This window comes from Cryobacterium sp. 10I1, from assembly GCF_035019805.1.
Classification (GTDB): domain Bacteria; phylum Actinomycetota; class Actinomycetes; order Actinomycetales; family Microbacteriaceae; genus Cryobacterium; species Cryobacterium glucosi.
Window position 1 is genome coordinate 1 of the sequence record NZ_JASJVF010000355.1, and the last position, 2,569, is coordinate 2,569.

Consider the following 2,569-nt stretch of genomic DNA (forward strand, 5'->3'; position numbering starts at 1 on the left):
CATGTGGTGTTCCAGGCCCTCAACGACGGCATGGCGTCGCTGTACCTGACCGGGGATGCCGAGAAGGTGCAGGCCGCGTACCACCGCACTCTCGACACCGCCCTGACCCTGCAGGGCCCGGACGAGGTCCGCACCCTGACCCAGATCGCGGCCGATGTGCTCACCGACGTCCTGATCAGTGGGGTCACCCCGGATGGACTGGGCAAAGGGGTGACCGCGCAGGTCAACGTCACCGTTCCGGTGCTGACCTTGTTGGGGAAGAGCGAGGAGCCCGGGTATCTGACCGGGTACGGACCCATCGACCCCGACACCGCGAGGCGTCTCGCCGCCGGGGCGCCGAGCTTCACCCGGCTCCTCACCCACCCGGAAACCGGCGTCGTGCTCTCGATGGGACGCGACACCTACAAACCGCCCGCGGCTTTGAAGAAGTGGCTCGAGGTACGGGATGAAACCTGCACCTTCCCCGGCTGCCGCCGCTCCGCCAAACGATCAGACCTCGATCACAGTGTGGAGTGGCAACACGGCGGGGAGACCGACGCGATGAACCTCGCCCATCTCTGCCCGTATCACCACGCGGTCAAGAGCTACACCCGGTGGACGCCCAGGCACCTCGGCGACGGTCGCATCGAATGGACCTCCCCCGCCGGGTACAGCTACATCGTCGAACCCTCCGCCGACATGAGACCACCCCGGAAACCCAAACCCGAACCGAAACCACCGGTCCCGATCGTTGACGTCTGGAACCTTGACCCCGCACCCGACGACCCCGACGACCCGACACCGTTCTAGAACGGACCTGGGCCGACGCCGTCTAGGGACGGCGACGGCGCCGACTGCGGATGAGGTACTCGGCGACCGTCAGGTTCAGGACCCAGGCGGCACCCATCAGGACCGCGCGGGAGGGCTCGTCCTGCGCCCCGAAAAGGATCGCCCCCGGGATCAGCAGCAGCGCCTGCGTGCCTGCGGCGACGGCTATCGCGTAGGCCCGAGTCATCCACTCGCCGTGCCTGACGAAATCGCGGCGCAGGATCGCGCGGATACCGAGAACGAGGCTCACGGCCATCGCCGATCCGAAGAAGAGCCGAATCACGCCGAGGGCGATGCCGTCACCCGGCGGGTGCGGGTAGAGCACCACCATCCACAGGCCGGACAGCGCGGAGAGCAGGCCGGCGGGGATGAGGATGACTCCCGCGATGCGGTGCCACCTGCTCGCCCGGCGCCGCAGGGCGGGAACGAACTGGAAGGCGCCGAGGAGGCAGAAGACGGTCACGCTGACGATGTGCGTGACGACGGGCATGGGGGAGTCGAGGAACCGGACGTTGTGCTCGGTGGCGGTGGAGCCCCCTGTCAGCTCGGTGAGGCGCGCAGCCCCGGCGAGAATCGGGATGAGGCTCAGCAGGATCAGTCCGGCCGGTGCGAGCCATTGCGGCCGCGGAGTTCGCGTGCGTGCCCGGGTGCGATCAGCGCGAGGAACCGCGGCAGCCGGCCTGTCCTGCGTTGCACCGTCTTGTGTCGGCCTGTCCCGTGTCGCCTTGTCCCGTGTCGACGTGTCTCGAGTGATCTTGTGGTTCGTCACCGGTCACTCCTTGTCAGGACGTTGACCGAGATCAACGTGGCTCCGAGGTCTGCGACCCGTCTCAGTAGCCCGTGCAGGGCGGCCTGGTCCACGACCGGGCCGGTGAGGGTCGTTGTCCCGTCGTTCGCCTCGGTCAGCCGGAAGCCGTCGAACCAGTCGGTCCAACAGGCATCCAGCTGCCCCTGAAGCCGGATCTCGTAGGTGTCGAGTTCACCGCGCCCGAGGGGCGCCACGTGTCCGTTTTTCATGTCATTCCTCCTCGGTGGTCCGGCGAATCCGGGTCAGACCGTCGGCGTCGTGTCGAGCCGTGCAGGGTTGACCGCCGCGGGCGCCGTCGTTGTGCGCAGGTTCGACCACAGGGAGTATCGGAGCCAGATCAGGGCCAGGCCCATGGGGATGGCGGCCATCCGTTCGAGGGTGTGCGGGAGCAGTGCGCCCGCGATGGGCGTCACGGCCGCTGCGACGATCAGAAGGATGCCGGCCCCGCGTGACAGGACACGGGCCCGGAGGATGGAAATGCCGAACAGCAGGGCGCCGACGACGTAGAGCAGACCGCCGACCTGGGGGAGCGCCGCGAGGGGGCCGAGGTCGTTCACGGCCGGGTAGCGGCCGAACAGTCCGACGATGTCCACGGCGAGCTGGGGGGCTGCGGTCGCGACCAGGGGCGCGATGAGGGCTTCGGTGAAGTTGAAGGATGCCTGCAGGATGAAGAAGAATCCGAACATCAGGTAGGCGATCAGGCCGAGCAGCCCGAACTTCTGCACCTGCCGCAGGTAGATTCCGGTGAGACCGATCATGGCCAGAACGGCCATGCCGAAGCTGAGGACGTGCACCGTGATCCACATCTGAGTGGAGAGCGAGGCGACCACGTCGGCCGGGTGGATGAACTGGATGATGATGTAGATGAGCCCGGAGAGTGCGGCCGCCGGCATCCGCCGCTTCGAGCAAGCGGTCGAGCAGGGCCGCTGTCGCGTCGAGGGAGCCGGCCTGTGG

Annotated in this window: 4 protein-coding genes; 1 reads left to right on the forward strand and 3 read right to left on the reverse strand. The window is 67.7% G+C overall.

Annotated features, from left to right (window positions below; all coding sequences use genetic code 11):
* Positions 1-789: HNH endonuclease signature motif containing protein (locus QN345_RS17845; protein WP_323508999.1), on the forward strand; the 789-nt coding region annotated here is incomplete at its 5' end.
* A gap of 22 nt (positions 790-811) precedes the next feature.
* Here QN345_RS17845 and QN345_RS17850 read toward each other — a convergent pair.
* The 3 genes from QN345_RS17850 to QN345_RS17860 all read right to left on the reverse strand — a co-directional run.
* Positions 812-1,576, reverse strand: coding sequence for a DUF2306 domain-containing protein (locus QN345_RS17850; RefSeq protein WP_322136199.1), 765 nt, complete (start codon positions 1,574-1,576; stop codon positions 812-814).
* A complete protein-coding gene (locus tag QN345_RS17855; protein ID WP_134449509.1) occupies positions 1,573-1,824 on the reverse strand; it encodes a hypothetical protein in 252 nt (83 codons plus the stop codon). Before QN345_RS17855 ends, QN345_RS17850 begins: the two co-directional genes overlap by 4 nt.
* 33 nt (positions 1,825-1,857) lie before the next feature.
* Positions 1,858-2,569: hypothetical protein (locus tag QN345_RS17860; RefSeq protein ID WP_323509000.1), on the reverse strand; the 712-nt coding region annotated here is incomplete at its 5' end.

Excerpts from the sequence above, each read along its gene's own strand:
- QN345_RS17855 (WP_134449509.1), bottom strand. The coding sequence starts at position 1,824 with ATGAAAAACGGACACGTGGCGCCCCTCGGGCGCGGTGAACTCGACACC.